Here is a 14,798-nt window from a genome sequence, read left to right as displayed (position 1 = left end):
CGTTGCGCGACGGGCTTGTCTTGGCCGCATCATTGGCCGTAAACGGCGTTAGCCGAACAAGCCGTTGAAAGCGGGCCATCAGAAGAAAGACCGATGCCGACGACCGAAGCCGAACTTTTCACCTTTCTTGCCGGACTCGGGATCGAGGTATCGACCCGGCGCCATCCGCCGCTGTTCACGGTCGCCGATTCGCAGGCGCTGCGCGGCGAGATTGCCGGCGGCCACACCAAGAACCTGTTCCTCAAGGACAAGAAGGACAATTTCTTCCTGGTCAGCGTCGACGAGGAGGCGGTGGTCGATCTCAAGCAGATCCACCATCTGATCGGCGCTGCGGGCCGCGTATCTTTCGGCCGGCCGGAGATGCTGATGGAGCTTCTCGGCGTCGTCCCGGGCGCGGTCACGGTGTTCGGGCTGATCAACGATACCGAGCAAAGGGTCAAGGTCGTTTTGGACGAGGAGCTGATGGGCCATGCGGTGGTCAATGCCCACCCGCTGACCAACGAAGCGACGACGTCCATCGCTGCCGCGGACTTGGTCAAATTCGTCGAGGCAACCGGACATGATGTTGTTATCTTGAAAGTCTCGGCATGATCGCCACATGGGTGACTGAAACCGGGTTCTAAAGAAGGATGTTGCGCCCGTCCCTTGGCCGGCGGCGCGACTGAAAGGCGATGAGATGAGCGATAGCAACCCCTTTGGCGGCCCATTTGGCAGCAATGGCGGCCAGTATGCCACCACTGTGCAATATGGCGGCACCGATGCCGCGCGTGAGAAGGTCGCGCTTGCGGAGGCGCCGGCCGACGTCATCAAGGACACAACGACCGCTGGATTTGCCGCCGACGTGATCCAGGAATCGCGCCGCCAACCGGTGCTGGTCGATTTCTGGGCGCCATGGTGCGGCCCCTGCAAGCAATTGACGCCGCTGCTGGAGAAGGCGGTGAAAGCCGCCGGCGGCAAGGTCAGGCTGGTCAAGATGAACATCGACGACCATCCATCGATCGCAGGCCAGCTTGGCATCCAGTCGATACCGGCGGTCATTGCCTTCAAGGACGGCCAGCCGGTCGACGGCTTCATGGGCGCCATTCCCGAGAGCCAGATCACGCAATTCATCCAGAAGGTCGGCGGCAAGAACGGTGGCGCGCCGCAAGTGACCGAAGCGCTGGCCGCGGCTGCCGAGGCGCGCGACGCCGGGGATGTGCAGACAGCGGCCGACATTTACGATGCCATCCTGGAACAGGCGCCGGAAACGATCGAGGCGATCGCCGGCTTGGGCGATCTGCTGTTTGAGGCCGGCGATGCCGAAGGTGCCGAGGCGGTGCTGGCGCGGGCGCCGGAAGCGAAGAAGGATGCGCCCCAGCTCGCCGCGCTGCGCGCCAAGATGGCGCTCGCAGCACAAGCCGCGGCACTCGGCAATCCGGCGGAATTGGAACGGCGGCTGGCCGAAAATCCCGGGGATCACCAGGCACGGTTCGAGCTTGCCATGATCCAGAACGCCAAGGGTGATCGCATGGCGGCGGCCGACAATCTGCTGGCGATCATCAAGGCCGACCGCTCGTGGAACGACGACGGCGCCAGAACCCAGTTGCTGCAGCTCTTCGAGGCATGGGGCATGACCGACGAAGCAACCCTGTCGGCACGGCGCAAACTGTCGTCGCTGCTGTTTTCCTGAGCCGGCGCAGACTGTTTTGTCGCGCGGGCTTGCGGTGGGCGGCGGCTGCGCCAGATTAGGTTTCCGGACGGCGTTCGATTTCAGGTTTCCGGTGTTGCGCCTTGTGCCGGCCAGGAGGAGACGGATTTGGTGCGCTTCCTGACAAAGCGATCGGAGGATTGAGGTGCAGGCGGGAAACGCGCATTACCGGCTCGCTGCGGACTTGCCGTCGACCATGCCGATCTTTCCGCTTGAGGGCGCATTGCTGCTGCCTGGAGGCCGCATGCCGCTCAACATCTTCGAGCCGCGCTATCTGCAGATGGTCGACGAGGCGATTGCCGGGCCGCGGCTGATCGGCATGATCCAGCCCAGCCTCGACGGCGCGCTGCGTCCAGACGGCGAGCCGGGGCTCTGCAATGTCGGCTGTGCCGGGCGCATCATTGCGCTGTCCGAGAGCGGCGACGGCCGTTACCTGATTTCGCTGCAGGGCGTGTGCCGGTTCCGCATTGTCCAGGAACTCACGGTCAAGACGCCGTTCCGCCAGTGCCGGTTGGCACCCTTTCTCACCGATCTCGACGACGACCAGGCAGAAGCCGAGATCGACCGGCCGGCGCTGCTCAAAGCGTTTCGCGCCTATCTGCAGGCCAACGATCTGGAGGCCGACTGGGAAAGCGTCAGCCGCGCCGAAAACGCCATGCTGGTCAACGCGCTGTCGATGATGGCGCCTTACGGGCCGGCCGAGAAACAGGCGCTGCTCGAAGCGGCCGATCTGAAGACACGCGCCGAAACGCTGATCGCCATCACCGAAATGGCGCTGGCGCGCGACAATGAGGATTTCGGTTCGAGTTTGCAGTAGGTTGGCCCTCCTTCTCCCACAAGGGGAGAAGGACGTCCGCGCTCGAAACCTTAACCGATTGCCTTGTGGAAGGATGGATCGAATGGCGGATGGACGTGACGGGAACAGGACTGTCGATCCCAAGCTGCTGGAACTGCTGGCCTGCCCGCTGACCAAGGGGCCGCTTGCCTGGGATCCGGAGCGCGGCGAGCTTATCTCGCGGGTGGCAAAGCTTGCCTATCCGGTGCGGGACGGCATTCCGATCATGCTGCCCTCGGAGGCGCGTGTCATCGCCATAGATGATGCCATGCCACCGCCGCCGCGCCTGGGTGGCTCGGGATAAGGCCGGTCTGTAGCGATCTTTCGCACCCCCCTCTGTCCCGCCGGCATCAAAGTTCAGCACCGCAGCAGCGCTCTGACGAAGGATGAGGCCTATTGAAAATTGCGCCCCTTGGGCATGACCTTCTCTGCCTTTCCCAATAGTTCCGTTTGCGCGATGCTGCCCGGCGGAACCTCGTTCGCACTGCTCGAAGGCTCGTCCGCAGGTCTTGCCTCTTCCAGCAGCACCGACAGCCACGGCGTCAGATCCTCGACCTTCTCGGCGACGATATGGATGACGTCCGATTCCGATTGCAGCTTGCCGGTGACGCGGATGAGACGCGCGCCCATGACGATGGGGCGGAAGCGGTCGAAAGTCCTTTCCCAGAAAATGATGTTGGCGACCGCATTCTCGTCTTCCAGCGTCAGGAAAATCGCCTTGCCATTGCCCGGCCGCTGCCGCACCAGCACGAGGCCGGCGACCGAAACGCGCCGGCCGTCCCGCACCTGGCCGAGGCGCGCATTGGGCGTAACGCCGGACCGATCGAGCCTTTGACGCAGGAAGGCGACCGGGTGCGCCTTCAGCGACAGGCCGAGCGAGCGGTAATCGTGGACGACGTGCTCGCCGAGCGGCATTGTCGGGAGCCTGGTTTCTGGCTCGAGATCGCGCAAGCGGATCGCCGGCTGGTCGAACAGCGGCAGCTTTTCGGCGGCACTCTTGCCGTCGAGCGCGCGGACCGCCCACAGAGCGTCGCGACGGTTCAATCCAAGCGAGCGGAAAGCATCGGCCTGCGCCAGTTTCTCGATCTCGTCGACGTTGAGGCCCGAGCGCAGCCAGACGTCGCGTACGGATGCATAGCCGGCGCCGCGCCTCGACACAAACGCTTCCATGCGCTCCTTCGACAGGCCCTTGACCTGGCGAAAGCCAAGCCGGACGGCATGGCTGGTCCGGATGACGCCGCGCATCTGGGCATGGCGATCAAGGATACGATCCGGATCGAAAGGCGATTGCTCCAAGGCGCAATCCCAGCCGGAAAAATTGACGTCGACCTCGCGGATCTCGACGCCGTGGTCATGCGCGTCGCGGACAAGCTGGGCCGGCTGGTAAAATCCCATCGGCTGGGAATTCAGGATCGCGGCGCAGAACACGTCGGGATAGAAGGTCTTGAACCAGCAGGAGGCATAGACCAGCAGGGCGAAGGAGGCGGCGTGGCTTTCGGGAAAGCCATACTCGCCAAAACCCTCGATCTGCTTGAAGCAGCGTTCGGCGAAGTCTTTTTCGTAGCCCTTGGCGACCATGCCGTCGACCATTCTCTTGCGATAATTGCCGATGGTGCCAGTGCGCTTGAATGTCGCCATGGCGCGGCGCAGTTCATCGGCCTCGCCCGGCCTGAAGCCGCCGGCGACGATGGCGATCTTCATCGCCTGCTCCTGGAACAACGGCACGCCCAGCGTCCTGCCGAGTATTTTTTCCAGTTCCGGCTTGGGATATTCGGGTTTTTCCTTGCCTTGCCGGCGGCGCAGATAGGGGTGGACCATGTCGCCCTGGATCGGGCCGGGCCGCACGATCGCCACCTCGATGACGAGGTCGTAAAAGCTTTTCGGCCGCAGCCGCGGCAGCATCGACATCTGCGCGCGGGATTCGATCTGGAAGACGCCGATCGTGTCGGCGCGGCAGATCATGTCGTAGACATGTTTGTCCTCGGCCGGCAGAGTGGCCAGCACATAAGGCCGGCCATACGCGTCCCGCGCCTCCGGATAATGATCCTGGAGCAGGGTGAAGGCGCGCTGCAGGCAGGTCAGCATGCCGAGCGCCAGCACGTCCACTTTAAGGATTTTCACCGCGTCGAGGTCGTCCTTGTCCCACTCGACCATCTTGCGCTCGTCCATCGCCGTCTTGACGATGGGCACGATCTCGTCGAGTCGGTCCCTGGTGATGACGAAACCGCCGACATGTTGCGACAAATGACGGGGAAAGCCCATGATCTCGTTGGCGCATTCGATCACATGCCTTGTCGATGGATCGGTCTGATCGAGGCCGCCGGCCTTTGTCTCCTTTTCGCCGAGCTCCGAGGTTGACCAGCCCCAGATCGAGCTGGACAGTGCGCTCCGGACGTCGTCCGACAGGCCCATCGCCTTGGCCACTTCGCGCATCGCCGAGCGGCCTCGGTAGCTGACGACGGCGGCGGCCAGCGCGGTGCGCTTGGTGCTGTATTTGGAATAGATGTACTGGATGACCTCCTCGCGCTTTTCATGCTCGAAATCGACGTCGATGTCGGGCGGCTCGTTTCTTTCCTCGGAAATGAAGCGCTCGAAAAGCGTGTCGATCTTGTCCGGGCCGACTTCGGTGATGCCGATGCAGAAGCAGACGATCGAGTTGGCGGCAGAGCCGCGCCCCTGGCAGAGAATGTTCTGGCTGCGGGCGAATTTGACAATGTCGTAGACGGTCAGGAAATAGCGCGCGTAGTTCAGGCGTTCGATCAGAGCGAGCTCCTCCTCGATGCGCTGCGTTACAAAAGCCGGCACGCCCGAGGGGTAGCGGATGACGGCTCCCTCCTTGGCCAGCCTTTCCAGTTCGGCCTGCGGCCCGAGGCCCGATTCCGTCGGCTCATCGGGATAGTTGTATTGCAGGTCACTGAGCGAGAAGGTCAGCTCGCCGGCAAAACGCAGCGTTTCCGCCAGCGCTTGCGGATGCCTGCGGAAAAGCCGTGCCATCTCCAGCGGCAGCTTTAAGTGGCGCTCGGCATTGGCCGCCAGTTCCAGCCCCACCTCGGCGACGGGCACATTGAGGTGGATCGCCGTCAGCACGTCCTGCAGCGGGCGCCGTTCCGACGTATGGTAGAGAACATCGTTGGTCGCCATCAGCGGGATGCCGGCCAGCTCCGCCATCGCCGCGGCCTGCTCGATACGGAAGCGGTCGTTGCCGCGGTAATCCGGCGAAACCGCAAGCCGCAGGTTTTCACCGAAACGATCCTTCAGCCGGCTAAGCAGTGCGAGGCTGGTTTCCGCGTCCGCCGATAGATCCGGCAGGATGGCCAGCGACAGGAGATCGCCCCATTCGAGAAGATCGCTCTGTTTGAGGAGCGTCGCCCCTTTTTCGTTTTCGTCACGCAAATTGGCCTGTGTCAGCATGCGGCAGAGATGCCCCCAGCCCTTGCGGGCCTGCGGGTAGGCGAGGATGTCCGGCGTGCCGTCGCAAAAAACCAGGCGGCAGCCGGGATGATAGGAAACACCCTCCACTTTGGCCTGCTGCCAGGCGCGCACCACGCCCGCCACCGTGTTGCGGTCGGCGAGCCCGATCGCCGAAAACCCTAGGAATTTTGCCGCGACCACCAGCTCCTCCGGTTTCGAGGCACCGCGCAGGAACGAGAAGTTCGACTGGATGCCGAATTCGGCATAGGGGATGGCCGTCAGCGCATTCATGCGAAGACCCCATGCATGAACCAGCGCGGCGAAGGCTGCGAGGCGCCGTAAAGGCCCTGGCGATAGAGCCAGTAACGGCGGCCGTCGGCATCCTCGATGCGGAAATAATCCCGGGTCGGGGCATCTTCTCGTCCCGCCGCCTCTCGCCACCATTCCGGCGCGATGCGCTCCGGCCCTTCGGCGCGCGCGACCCGGTAGAGCGCGCGCCGCCAGCGGAAGTTCAAAGGCGGGCCTTCCGGCATTTCGGTGGCCGGCACCTCGATCGGCTCGGGCGAACGGAAAAGCCGGATCGGCCGTTCCGGCTGGAAGACGGTCGTGGGAGCGTCCTTCGCCTTGTCGGGCTGCTTCGGCGGCGAGCTTCTCTGCGGCGCCTCCGTGAAGGGAAGGGTGGCGACGGCGCGCTCCGGCAAATGGCTCTCGACGGCGACCGGCTTCAAGACCGCGCCTTCGCCGAGCCGGGCGCGAATGCGGTCGGCAAAAAGCGCGATATCAGCACCGTCGTCGCTCGTCTCGCCGGCAAGGTCTGCCTGCTGCATGTCGAAGGCGGCGGCGGTCAGCACCGAAAGGCGCACGAGATCGAAGCCATAGCCGGCGTCGATATCCTGTTCGAGCGCGGCAAGCCTTTCGTGGAACAATTTCTGGATCAGCCGCGGCTCGCGCAGAGGCCGCGAGGTGCCGACGGCGATGCGGCTGACGCCGCCATCGACGCGGAAAAGCAGCAGCGCCAGCCGCCTTGCGCCCTCGCCGCGACGCTCGAGGTCGCTCTTCAAGGTGGTCGCCAGCATGCCTGTCAGCCGCTCGATGTCCTCGGTCAGCATGATCGGTTCGGCAAGGTGACGCTCGACCGAAAGCGGTGCCACCGGCAGGCGCGGCGACACGGCCTCCTCGAGGCGGCCAAGCGCCTGGTCGAGGCGCAAGAGCAGCGATGCGCCGAAGCGGCGGGCCAGCGGCGCGCGCGGTGCCGCCATGACGGCGCCCGCCGTGCGCAGGCCGACGCTTTCGAGGCTGGCGCGGACCTCCGGGCCGATGCGCAGCGCCGCAAGCGGCAAGGGTGCGAGAAGCGCTTCCTCCTCGCCATCGGGCACGATGCGGTCGCCGGCAAACCGCGCCGCCGCCCAGGCAGCACCAGGCGTGGCGGCAAGCCCGGCGCGGACATCGAAGCCCTGATGGAAAAAACGCGACAGGATATCGTCCAGCATCGAGCGTTCGCCGCCGAAAAGATGGGTGCAGCCGGTGACGTCGAGATAGAGGCCGTCGGTCCCGTCGAGCGCCACCAGCGGGGTATAGCGGTCGCACCAGTCGGCGAGGCCTTCGAGAAGGCGCCGGTCGGCCTCCGGATCGGCCTCCACGATGTCGATCGAGGGATGCATGGCGCGCGCATCGGCTATGCCCATACCGCGCTTCAGATTAAGTGCCTCAGCCCGTTCGTCGAGGGCGGCGATGCGCTGGGTGTTCCCTTGGCGATGGCTGATCACCAGCGGCAGGTGATCCGACGGCCGGGAACGCCAGGACCGCCCCAGACGCTGCCGCAGGGTCCTCTCGGCGGCGAGATGCGGAAACCACAGGGACAGGATTCTTTGGCCGTTCTGGGGCCCATTCCTGAGACCTTCCTTGCTCGCCCCGTCTTTCTTCGAATATGCGTTCATCGGGGTTCCACTCCAGTGTGAATTTTCCGGGCAAGGCCGTGCGGCTCTTGCCGATGGTGACGGTGAAGGCGGGCCAGCCGATCGAGCCGGCGAGCGGCCCGGCAAGTGTCTTACGTGTTGCCGCCGGTGCCGCCGACAGGATGAGGCGGACGGGCGCTGCCGTCGGCTCGGGCTCGCCGGCCTGGCGCAGCAGGAACAGCGGCCGGCCGGCACTCTGTGCCCGGGCGTGCAGCCGCCGCGTCGCGGTGCGGTCCCGCCGCTGCGGGCTGCCACGAATTTCGAGGATGACGGCGGCCAGCGCCGTCATCCTGGCAGCCTCCTCGGCGACCCACAGCGCATCGAGCAGCCTTGGTGCCTCGGAAAACAGCAATTGCTCCGGCTCGATGCCGAAAAAGGCGTGAAGCCCCCTGGCATAGGGAAAGCCGGCCTCGCGGAAAACCTCGGATGTGCCGATCCACAGCACCGGCAGTCGCGGCCCCTGGCTGAGGATCAGGCTGACGAGCGACAAGGCAAAACCGGCGACGGCCCCGGCATCGCGGGTCGCGGCGCCATGAAACTCGCTCAGCGCCGCCTTCGGCAGGCCGCCGCTCAGCGCAGCATCGAGGCGCTCGGCGCCGGTGCGCAAAAACGCATCGGGCGGCGCCACGGCAAGACCGCGCCGGACAATCGTCAGATTCCGAGCGGGTGTCGGATGCCGAGAGGGTGTCAGACTCTGACGAGGGACATCCGCGTCAAACGACGAACCGGCCGGCGCCTCCAGGCGCTCGGGCAAGGTCCCTTCGATCTTCGCGATCTGGCGGCGCAGGGCAAAAACAGTCTCCCGCGCCACGGCGCTTGTCGCCATGACGGTCAGCTTCCACTCACAATTGTTCCTGTTATGTTCCCTATAGATTCCAGAGGCCGCCCGAAGAGTCAAGCGGAGTCACGGGGAATTTATTCCTGTAGTGGGGCATGGCACGGGCGCTCCAGCCCGGCTATTTGCCGAGTCCGGCCTGAAAGCCTATATGCCGGGATCAAAGGATAAAGCATGGCTCGCATCTACCAAACACGCATCTGGCACGACCAGCTTTCGCCAACGATGGAGGAAATCGAGCTCCTGGCGCTGGAGGCCTATGCCCATCTGCCGGAGGAGTTTCGCAAGCTGACCGGCGAGATCGTCATTCAGATCGCCGAATTCCCGACCGACGAGATCATGGACGACCTTTCGCTGGAAACGCCCTTCGACCTGCTCGGCCTGTTCGAGGGGCGCGGCATCGCCGAGCGCTGGAATCCGCAGACCGGCGAAGGCCCGAACCGCATCACGCTCTACCGCCGCGCCATCCTCGACTATTGGGCCGAGAACGAGGAAACGCTGGGCGACATCGTCACCCACGTGCTCATCCACGAGATCGGCCACCATTTCGGCCTGTCGGACGACGATATGGAGAAGATCGAAGAGGCAGCGGAGTGACGTCGTTTGACTGGAGACCGCAGCGTTCCTTCGCGCTCCCCTCTGTCCTGCCGGACATCTCCCCCACGAGGGGGGAGATTGGCAGCTTTAACGCTTCGTTCGGTCCTGCAACCTTGGAGATTGGCGAAAGCCTGGGATGACGGCCGATCTCCCCCCGTGTGGGGAGATGTCCGGCAGGACAGAGGGGGGCGCTGTCCCGCCAGCGTCCAGAAGTGTCCCGCATTCGCGGGCACCCAAAGCGATGTCAGCGCTACCAGTCGCTGAGTTTGGTGTCGGGGCCGTATTCCTGGCCCTCGACGTCCTTCACCACCGCCTGGCCGCAGCGCATGGTCTTGGCTTTCTTGTCATAGGCATAGATCGGCGAGCCGAACAGATGCCAGCCCTTGTTGAGCGCCGCCGTCACCTTGTGGCAGAAGCTGGCGTCGTCCGGGCCGGACAAAAAGCGGTAGAGTTTCATTTTCAATCCTGTCGTCAGTTACGATAATCATGCGCGAACAGCGGCGGCCTTCGCCAGCAGTTTTTCGGCCTGTGCCAGATGCAGCCGCTCGACCATCTTGCCGTTCAGCGCGATCACCGCCTTGCCGGCATTTTCGGCGAGCGCGAAGGCTTCCTTGACGGCGCGCGCCTCGGCTATTGCTTCGGGCGACGGCTCAAAGGCGCGGTTCGCGGCCTCGATCTGGGCTGGATGGATCAGCGACTTGCCGTCAAAACCCATGGCGGCCGCTTCCGTGCACTCGCGCGCAAAGCCGTCCATATGGCGAAAATCATTGAAGACGCCGTCGAGCAGGTCGAGGCTGCCGGCACGCGCCGCGAGCACCATCTGCATCAGCCACGGCACGAGATAGCGCCGATCGGGCGTGGCGAGAATGCCCGTTTCCTTGACCAGGTCGTTCGTTCCGGCAACGAAACAAACCAGTCGAGAGGCCGGGTCGCGGGCGAGCTCGGCGATCGGCCCGATGTTGAGCAGCGCCTTGGGCGTCTCGAGCATCGCCCACAGCTTGACCTCGTCGGCGATAAAATTGTCGTCGAGTACGTCGCCGGCCTCGAGGATGTCGCGCGGCGTGTCGACCTTCGGCAGCAGGATGGCGTCGGGCGTGCATCTTGCCGCGGCCAGCAGATCGTCGGCGCCCCATTCGCTCGACAGCGCGTTGATGCGCACGACCATCTCGCAGCGGCGATCGGAACGACCGGCGAAAATCGCCGCCAGCTTTTCGCGCGCGGAAGGCTTGTCGGCCGGGGCGACGGCGTCCTCGAGATCGATGACGACGGCATCGCAGGCCAGCGACGGGATTTTGGCCAGTGCCTTGTCGTTCGAAGCCGGGACGTAAAGCACCGAGCGGCGCGGGCGGGAGGGTTCGGCAGTCATCTCCGATCTATGCCGCCTGCAACCGGCCGAGGCAAGCCGTGCATAAAAACTGCACGCAATTTCGGAAAATCTCCTCGTCTCCGCCCCGCTTGCCACCCGACAGAATGGGACAGGGGCGGCATGCAAGAGCAAACGAACTCCCGTTGGTCCCTGCCGTACCGGCTTCGCCGCGAAAGCTGGTGGCTCGTCGATCCGCCCCGGACTTCGGCAAACCTCCTCCCTTTCGTCCGCAAATCCCTGCCCACCGGCCGCATCAAAGCTGCCGAGAAAGCCCGATCATGACAGTATTCCTCTCGGCGGCGCCGAGCTATTGCAGCCGCTTCGGCGTTGCCGTCCTGCTCGTCGCGTTGGCTGATTTCTTCTTCTATGGCCAACCGGCCGGCATCACACTTTTCCTGTTCGGCGTTGCGATTGCCGCGGCGAGCATGGCTCTCCATCCTCTCGGCATCTTCAACGATGGCAGGTTCTGGTTCAAGCTGGTTGCGCTGTTTATGGCGCTGCTGCCGCTTGTGGAAAATGTCAGCGTACTGTCCGTCTCGATCGCGCTGGCGGCGACGGCCATCTTCGCGCTTTCACTGGCCGGACGGCTGCGGCGCGGCCTTGCCCGCATTGCCGGCCAACTCTCGCTGTTCCTGCTTGCAACGCCATTTCGGCTCGTCCTGGATTTCTTCCGCTGGCGCACGGCGGCGCTGCGGCTTGGCCGGCGGCGCGTGCGCCTTGCGGCGATCGCCGTCTGGGTCATGCCGCTGAGCCTCGGCGCGGTATTTCTCGCCTTGTTCGGCGCCGCCAATCCGGTCATCGAATATTGGTTCTCGCTGATCGACCTGATGGCACTGCGCGACCTCATCCAGCTGCCACGCCTCGCCTTCTGGCTGTTCGTGCTTGCCAGCGTCTGGGCCTTTCTGCGCCCGCGCCTGCCGCGCTTTCTCCGCCGCATTCCGCGGTTGGGAACGCCTGCCAGCGCACCGGCGAAGCCAATCACAAAGACCACCACGGCAATCGAGGACATCATCTTCGGCAAGGCCGCCATTCTGCGCGCGCTCGTCGTCTTTAACATCCTGTTCGCGGTTCAGAGCGCACTCGACGCCACCTATCTGTGGGGCGGCATCGCGCTTCCCGACGGGCTGACCTATGCCGCCTACGCGCATCGCGGCGCCTACCCGCTGATCGTCACGGCGCTGCTGGCCGCCGGCTTCGTGCTGGCGGCGCTGAGGCCGGGAAGTGCGACGTCCGGCGATCCGCTCATCCGCCGCCTGGTCTATGTCTGGGTGGCGCAGAACATCGTCCTGGTCATCTCGTCGATCCTGCGGCTCGATCTCTATGTCGGCATCTATGCGCTGACCTATTGGCGTCTCGCCGCCTTCGTCTGGATGGGGCTGGTGGCGGCGGGCCTCGTCCTGATCATAGCCCGCATCGCGCGCGAAAAGTCCAACGAATGGCTGCTTTCCGCCAATCTTCTGACGCTATCGGCGACGCTCTATGCCTGCTCGTTCATCAACTTTGCCGCGCTGATCGCCAACTACAATGTCGACCATTCCCTCGAAATGACCGGCCAAGGCACCCAGCTCGACGTCTGGTACCTGCGCTCGCTCGGGCCCGGCGCCTTGCCGGCGCTCGATCGCTTCGTCCAGCACCAGAGCAGCACGGTTTCCGCGGAGGATGCCTCCATCCGCGAACTCGCCGGCTGGTATGCACAGGACGAAGCACGCTTCCGCGCCGGCCAGGAAACCTGGCGCGGCTGGAGCTTTCGTGACTGGCGGCTCAACCGCGCCCTCGACAGGCGTGGCCCGTTCGTGGTTCCTCCGATGTCCGAACCCTTCATGCCGGGCCGCTGATTTGATGCCGCACCACATACTGGTCGCCGACGACGATCCGCACATTCGCGAAATCATCTGCTTCGCGCTCGAAAAGGCCGGCATGAAAACGCTGGCGGTGCCGAACGGCGCGGCTGCCTTGCAGGCGATCGAACGCCGTGCTCCCGATCTTGTCGTGCTCGACATCGGCATGCCGGAAATGGACGGGCTGGAAGTGTGCCGGCGGCTGCGCCACACATCCGACGTGCCGGTGCTGTTCCTGTCCGCGCGGGATGAAGAGATCGACCGCATCCTCGGGCTGGAAATGGGCGGCGACGATTATGTCACCAAGCCATTCAGCCCGCGCGAGCTGGTCGCCCGCGTCAACGTCATCCTGCGGCGCGCCCGCCCCGCGCCGAAACCAGCCGACGACCGGCAATTCTCGCATGGCAGACTGTTGCTGGTTCCGGCAAGCCATACAGCCAGCTTCGACGGCAAGCCACTGGTTCTGACCTCGATCGAATTCGCGATCCTGCAAGGATTTCTGGCAAGGCCGGCGCATGTGCTTGGCCGCGACATGGTGATGGCCAATGCCTATGCCGCCAACATCCATGTCGCAGACCGCACCGTCGACAGCCATATCCGCAACATCCGCGCCAAACTGGCGGCGGTCGGCTGCCTTGATGCAATCGAGACCGTGCACGGCGTCGGCTTCCGGCTGGGTAAATGCGGCGCGTGACCGCGCAGAAATGGCGGCCACGGCTTGCCACGGTCGTCATTGCCATCCTGATCATGGTGATGGCACTGCCGCTGGCCGGCCTGTTCTTCTTCCGGCTCTACGAGAACCAGCTGATCCGCCAGACCGAGGCCGAGCTGATCGCACAAGGTGCCGCCCTTGCCGCGATCTACGCGCAAGAGGTCCGTGAGGCCGGCCTTGCCCCGGAAAAGCTCGGCACACCCATGCCTCCACCCAGTACAAGGGATCGGGCTTCTCCCTACCAGCCGATCGAACCGCGCCTCGATCTTGCATCCGACAGGATCCTGCCGACCCGGCCCGCAGCTACGGCGGCCAGCGTCGATCCTGCCTTCGCAGCAATCGGCGCGCGGCTGTCGGGCATACTTGCCGAGACGCAGAAGACCACGCTAGCCGGCTTCCGGCTGCTCGACCCCAGAGGCGTGGTCATCGCCGGCCGTGAGGAGGCCGGCCTGTCGCTCGCGGCTGTCGACGAGGTTCGCGCAGCGCTTGCCGGCCGCTACGCCAGCGCGCTCAGGCTGCGGGTTCCCGACCAGCCGTCGCCGCCGCTCTATTCGGTCAGCCGCGGCACCAAAGTTCGCGTCTTTGTCGCCATGCCGGTTGCCGTCGAAGGCAAGGTCGCCGGTGTGGTCTATCTGTCGCGGACGCCGAACAACATCGTCAAGCATCTCTATGGCGAGCGCGGCAAGGTGGCGCTGGCGGCAATCGCCATCCTCGGTGGCACGCTGCTGATCGGGCTGGTCTTCCTGCGCACCGTCAGCCGGCCGATCTATGCGCTGATGGAACGCACGAAACGCATCGCCGCCGGCGACCGCGCGGCGATCAGGCCGCTCGATCACCACGGCACGCGCGAAATGGCGGCGCTCTCCGCTGCTTTCCTCGATATGGCCGAAAAGCTGCACGCACGCTCCGATGGCATCCAGACCTTTGCCACCCACGTCTCGCACGAGCTCAAATCGCCGCTGACGGCGATCCAGGGTGCGGCCGAACTGCTGCGCGATTCGGGCAGCGCGATGGACGAGGCCGAGCGGCGGCGTTTCTCGGACAATATCGTCACCGATGCCGGCCGGCTCAATCTGCTGGTGCGCCGCCTGCTCGACCTGGCGCGCGCCGAAAATCTCGAGCCCAGCGGCGAAAAGACGTCGCTTGGTGCGGCACTGGCGCTGCTGCCGGCCGACCACAGGCTGGCGGTACGCCTCGAGGCGGGCGCCGAGATCGGGCTGCGCATATCGGCTGAAAACGCCGCGATCGTGCTGGCCAACCTTATCGACAATTCGGCGCGGCACGGCGCGACGCTGGTTTCGGTCACGGCAGCAAAAGCGGACGGCAAGGCCACCATTGTGGTGGACGATGACGGCGCTGGCATTTCGCCCAGCAACCGAGGCCGCATCTTCGAGCCGTTCTTCACCACGCGCCGCGATTCCGGCGGCACCGGCATGGGCCTCGGCATCGTGCTGGCCCTCCTGAAAGCGCATGATGGCACGATCCGGCTGGTTGACTCGGCGAGCGGCACGCGCTTCGAGATCATCCTGCCGACGGCGTGACTCGGCGGTTCAGATCGGAAG

The 14,798-nt window shown here is 64.8% G+C and carries 13 protein-coding genes; 8 read left to right on the top strand and 5 right to left on the bottom strand.

All coding sequences use genetic code 11. The features are described from left to right. The first annotated feature begins 93 nt into the window (after nucleotides 1-93). From NKJ40_RS14090 to NKJ40_RS14075, 4 genes are all read left to right on the top strand, one after another. A complete protein-coding gene (locus NKJ40_RS14090) occupies nucleotides 94-591 on the top strand; it encodes a prolyl-tRNA synthetase associated domain-containing protein (RefSeq protein WP_352466534.1) in 498 nt (165 codons plus the stop codon). Nucleotides 592-676: 85 nt separating this feature from the next. Next, the gene (trxA, locus tag NKJ40_RS14085; RefSeq protein ID WP_352466533.1) at nucleotides 677-1,669 is read left to right on the top strand and encodes a thioredoxin; all 993 of its coding nucleotides are present in this window, start codon (nucleotides 677-679) and stop codon (nucleotides 1,667-1,669) included. A 163-nt stretch (nucleotides 1,670-1,832) separates the two neighbouring features. After that, nucleotides 1,833-2,504, top strand: coding sequence for an LON peptidase substrate-binding domain-containing protein (locus NKJ40_RS14080; protein WP_292665010.1), 672 nt, complete (start codon nucleotides 1,833-1,835; stop codon nucleotides 2,502-2,504). Between the two features lie 82 nt (nucleotides 2,505-2,586). Next, nucleotides 2,587-2,826: a Trm112 family protein gene (locus tag NKJ40_RS14075; protein WP_292665009.1), complete on the top strand. Its 240-nt coding sequence runs from the start codon at nucleotides 2,587-2,589 to the stop codon at nucleotides 2,824-2,826. Between the two features lie 89 nt (nucleotides 2,827-2,915). On the opposite strand, the gene NKJ40_RS14070 is transcribed toward NKJ40_RS14075, so the two are convergent. The 3 genes from NKJ40_RS14070 to NKJ40_RS14060 are packed head-to-tail and all read right to left on the bottom strand — an operon-like array spanning nucleotide 2,916 to nucleotide 8,714. Then, nucleotides 2,916-6,224 carry an error-prone DNA polymerase gene (locus tag NKJ40_RS14070; RefSeq protein WP_352466532.1) on the bottom strand — a complete coding sequence of 1,103 codons (3,309 nt, stop codon included), beginning with the start codon at nucleotides 6,222-6,224 and terminating at the stop codon, nucleotides 2,916-2,918. After that, on the bottom strand, nucleotides 6,221-7,699 hold the full coding sequence (locus tag NKJ40_RS14065) for a DUF6504 family protein (RefSeq protein ID WP_352466531.1): 1,479 nt from the start codon (nucleotides 7,697-7,699) through the stop codon (nucleotides 6,221-6,223). The genes NKJ40_RS14070 and NKJ40_RS14065 overlap by 4 nt, the downstream gene beginning before the upstream one ends. After that, a complete protein-coding gene (locus NKJ40_RS14060; RefSeq protein ID WP_352466530.1) occupies nucleotides 7,641-8,714 on the bottom strand; it encodes an ImuA family protein in 1,074 nt (357 codons plus the stop codon). Before NKJ40_RS14060 ends, NKJ40_RS14065 begins: the two co-directional genes overlap by 59 nt. 183 nt (nucleotides 8,715-8,897) lie before the next feature. Between NKJ40_RS14060 and NKJ40_RS14055 the strand changes: the two genes are divergently transcribed. Then, entirely contained in the window at nucleotides 8,898-9,320 is a 423-nt protein-coding gene (locus NKJ40_RS14055) for a metallopeptidase family protein (protein WP_023721935.1), read from the top strand. A gap of 250 nt (nucleotides 9,321-9,570) precedes the next feature. Here the strand turns inward: NKJ40_RS14055 and NKJ40_RS14050 are convergent, their stop codons facing one another. Further along, nucleotides 9,571-9,777 carry a DUF1737 domain-containing protein gene (locus NKJ40_RS14050; RefSeq protein ID WP_352466529.1) on the bottom strand — a complete coding sequence of 69 codons (207 nt, stop codon included), beginning with the start codon at nucleotides 9,775-9,777 and terminating at the stop codon, nucleotides 9,571-9,573. A 27-nt stretch (nucleotides 9,778-9,804) separates the two neighbouring features. Further along, complete coding sequence (locus NKJ40_RS14045) at nucleotides 9,805-10,686, bottom strand: HpcH/HpaI aldolase/citrate lyase family protein (RefSeq protein ID WP_352466528.1); 882 nt, start codon at nucleotides 10,684-10,686, stop codon at nucleotides 9,805-9,807. A 278-nt stretch (nucleotides 10,687-10,964) separates the two neighbouring features. On the opposite strand from NKJ40_RS14045, the gene NKJ40_RS14040 reads away from it, so the two are divergent. From NKJ40_RS14040 to NKJ40_RS14030, 3 genes are read left to right on the top strand one after another with little or no spacing between them, the layout of a single operon-like run. Continuing rightward, a complete protein-coding gene (locus NKJ40_RS14040; RefSeq protein ID WP_352466527.1) occupies nucleotides 10,965-12,521 on the top strand; it encodes a DUF4153 domain-containing protein in 1,557 nt (518 codons plus the stop codon). Nucleotides 12,522-12,525: 4 nt separating this feature from the next. Continuing rightward, a complete protein-coding gene (locus NKJ40_RS14035) occupies nucleotides 12,526-13,218 on the top strand; it encodes a response regulator (protein WP_352466526.1) in 693 nt (230 codons plus the stop codon). Next, the gene (locus NKJ40_RS14030; protein WP_352466525.1) at nucleotides 13,206-14,777 is read left to right on the top strand and encodes an ATP-binding protein; all 1,572 of its coding nucleotides are present in this window, start codon (nucleotides 13,206-13,208) and stop codon (nucleotides 14,775-14,777) included. Before NKJ40_RS14035 ends, NKJ40_RS14030 begins: the two co-directional genes overlap by 13 nt. Nucleotides 14,778-14,798 lie beyond the last annotated feature (21 nt).

Source organism: Mesorhizobium sp. M0119 (assembly GCF_040322615.1).
GTDB lineage: Bacteria > Pseudomonadota > Alphaproteobacteria > Rhizobiales > Rhizobiaceae > Mesorhizobium.
Note: the sequence above shows the minus strand (reverse complement) of the source record. Positions and strands in the feature narration are given on the sequence as shown.

Coding starts and splice junctions, on each gene's coding strand:
- NKJ40_RS14070 (WP_352466532.1), bottom strand. CDS start 6,224: ATGAATGCGCTGACGGCCATCCCCTATGCCGAATTCGGCATCCAGTCG.
- NKJ40_RS14055 (WP_023721935.1), top strand. CDS start 8,898: ATGGCTCGCATCTACCAAACACGCATCTGGCACGACCAGCTTTCGCCA.
- NKJ40_RS14090 (WP_352466534.1), top strand. CDS start 94: ATGCCGACGACCGAAGCCGAACTTTTCACCTTTCTTGCCGGACTCGGG.
- NKJ40_RS14040 (WP_352466527.1), top strand. CDS start 10,965: ATGACAGTATTCCTCTCGGCGGCGCCGAGCTATTGCAGCCGCTTCGGC.
- NKJ40_RS14060 (WP_352466530.1), bottom strand. CDS start 8,714: ATGGCGACAAGCGCCGTGGCGCGGGAGACTGTTTTTGCCCTGCGCCGC.
- NKJ40_RS14050 (WP_352466529.1), bottom strand. CDS start 9,777: ATGAAACTCTACCGCTTTTTGTCCGGCCCGGACGACGCCAGCTTCTGC.
- NKJ40_RS14045 (WP_352466528.1), bottom strand. CDS start 10,686: ATGACTGCCGAACCCTCCCGCCCGCGCCGCTCGGTGCTTTACGTCCCG.
- trxA (WP_352466533.1), top strand. CDS start 677: ATGAGCGATAGCAACCCCTTTGGCGGCCCATTTGGCAGCAATGGCGGC.
- NKJ40_RS14035 (WP_352466526.1), top strand. CDS start 12,526: ATGCCGCACCACATACTGGTCGCCGACGACGATCCGCACATTCGCGAA.
- NKJ40_RS14030 (WP_352466525.1), top strand. CDS start 13,206: ATGCGGCGCGTGACCGCGCAGAAATGGCGGCCACGGCTTGCCACGGTC.
- NKJ40_RS14075 (WP_292665009.1), top strand. CDS start 2,587: ATGGCGGATGGACGTGACGGGAACAGGACTGTCGATCCCAAGCTGCTG.